Genomic DNA, 2,673 nt, shown 5'->3' with positions numbered 1-2,673 from the left:
GGTCAGTAGAACCTCTAGCCCGGGTAAAAGGCGCAGCAGATCTGTTATTTTAAAGGTAATTAGTCTGATCAAGTCGGACTTCTTAACCCCATCTATCACCCAGTACCCATCCTTCACTTGACTCAGGAGAAATTTTATGGCAGAATTATTCAAAGGCTTTGAGCAATTAGTCGAACTGGCGAAAATCTTAGAAGAGAAACTGGAGAAAGGGGAAATTAAAACCGAAATGCAATTTAATTCCCGTCCCTTGAGTAATATTCCCCGTGCTGGCGGTATTCCCCGTCCAGGGGGAGTTTATCGCCCGAACAATGCTGGTGGGGATGATTTTGAGGTCAATCGCTATCGCTCATCCTCCACTGATTCAGGGATTGAAGACACTATGACACCGCCCGAAGGATCCACAACTGCTTCCCTTAAAGATGTTGGTGGCTTGACGGAAGTGATTAAAGAACTCAAAGAACTAATTGCCATTCCTCTGAAACGCCCTGACTTGTTGGCCAAATTAGGACTTGAACCTACTCGCGGCGTTCTCTTAGTCGGACCACCCGGAACCGGTAAAACCCTGACTGCCCGTGCTTTGGCCGAAGAACTCGGTGTTAACTATATTGCCTTAGTCGGACCAGAGGTGATCAGCAAATATTATGGGGAAGCCGAGCAAAAACTGCGGGGAATTTTTGAGAAAGCCAGTAAGAATGCGCCTTGTATCGTTTTTATTGACGAAATTGATAGCATGGCACCCGATCGCAGTAAAGGTGAAGGGGAAGTAGAAAAAAGACTGGTAGCCCAATTGCTGGGTTTAATGGATGGCTTTGCCCAAAGCCGAGGGGTGATTGTTCTAGCGGCGACAAACCGTCCCGACCATCTTGACCCTGCCCTCCGTCGCCCTGGACGGTTTGACCGAGAAGTCCTCTTTCGGGTGCCTGACCGGGCGGGTCGTTTAGAAATCCTCCATATTCTCACCCGTTCCATGCCCCTAGATGAATCGGTTTCCTTAGCTCTGATTGCCGATAATGCGGTGGGATTTGTCGGGTCAGATTTAAAAGCCGTTTGCCAGAAAGCGGCCTATAGTGCTTTGCGACGCCAGGTTCCTACGATTGACTCGCAAATTCCAGAAACAATGACGGTGGTCCAAGCCGACTTTTTGCAAGCCCTTAAAGAAGTTAAACCGGCGGTATTGCGGTCTGTGGAAGTGGAATCTCCCCATGTGGACTGGGACAATATTGGCGGACTTGAACAGATTAAACAAACCCTACAGGAGTCCGTGGAAGGGGCATTACTCCATCCTCAATTATATACGCAAACCAAAGCCCAAGCTCCCAAAGGTATTTTACTTTGGGGTCCCCCCGGAACGGGAAAAACCTTATTGGCCAAAGCGGTTGCATCTCAGGCGCGAGCTAATTTTATTAGTATTAATGGACCTGAGCTTTTGAGTAAATGGGTAGGGGCGAGCGAACAAGCGGTGCGTGAGTTGTTTGCCAAAGCTCGTCAGGCAGCCCCTTGTGTGGTTTTTATTGATGAAATTGATACTTTAGCACCGGCAAGAGGTCGTTATAGTGGAGATTCAGGAGTGAGTGACCGGGTTGTGGGACAAATCCTCACGGAGTTAGATGGGTTGCAAACGGCGGCAACGATTTTAGTGATTGGAGCCACTAATCGCCCAGATGCTTTAGATCCAGCCTTATTGCGAGCGGGACGGTTAGATTTACAGTTAAAAGTTGATTTACCGAATGCCTCCAGTCGTTTAGCAATTCTGGGGGTTCATAATGATGAACGTCCTTTAGAGGATGTGGATTTAGGCTATTGGGCCGAGGCAACCGAAGGCTGGAATGGCGCAGATTTAGCGTTATTATGTAACCAAGCGGCACTGATGGCAATTCGTCGTTATCGCCATCAGGGAATGACTGACCCGGCTGAGATTCGCATTACAACGGCTGATTTTAATCATGCTTACCAACTGTTGGTTGAACAGCGTGCCAATTGATTTTTTTTCCCCCTTGCTTTAGTAGGGGGGAGAATCTCAATTCAGGAAAACCATCGTAAAAAGGAAAATTTTCAAAAATGTCTGCAATCATGGGTCTAATACTAAATCCGGTTATTAAAAACTGATTATTTATTTCCCCTTTTGCATGAGTGCCTGTCCTGATATGTAGCCTATACTCAACGGATTTGTGCGAAACGTTTAGGCATGAAATAAGGTTGAAATACCTGAAATAACCGCCTAGTAAGGTCTTCAGTCCCCTGACTGAATCTAATAGGTCAACCCTGACCAACCTTATAACTGTTTATATGTCCCGACGTTTAGTATCACCTCGATACCAAACTAGGCAAGGGGACTCAAGGTCAATACACTTTGTAACAATTATCTACAATTGCTACAAAGGTGAGAGTAACGGCGATAGCCACCCCCAGATTCAGAAGTCACAACTCTGGGACTGAAGCGGGGAACGGAAGGCGAGAGAGGTGTTACCTAACATCCATACCGAGACCACTGCCAACCATCCATGATTAGGCGTGAGCCAAATGTCCGACTTGAACCATCGTAATGAGTGGGTAGTGAAATAGGTTGAAACACTACGTTCAAAAGAACAAGGGGAAAAGTAAGGGTTTTTGAATCCACACCCACACAGACCTTTAAAGTACCCCGATGGATAGGACAAATCTAAAGATGGAATG

Annotated in this window: 1 protein-coding gene; it reads left to right on the top strand. The window is 46.7% G+C overall.

The genetic code is table 11. The features are described from left to right. Nucleotides 1-136: 136 nt before the first annotated feature. Entirely contained in the window at nucleotides 137-1,981 is a 1,845-nt protein-coding gene (locus PX481_RS19270; protein WP_288095501.1) for an AAA family ATPase, read from the top strand. The last annotated feature ends 692 nt before the right edge of the window (nucleotides 1,982-2,673 follow it).

It is taken from the genome of Microcystis sp. M53603_WE2 (assembly GCF_030065435.1).
This window is presented reverse-complemented; position numbering and strand designations above follow the sequence as displayed.

Coding starts and splice junctions, on each gene's coding strand:
- PX481_RS19270 (WP_288095501.1), top strand. CDS start 137: ATGGCAGAATTATTCAAAGGCTTTGAGCAATTAGTCGAACTGGCGAAA.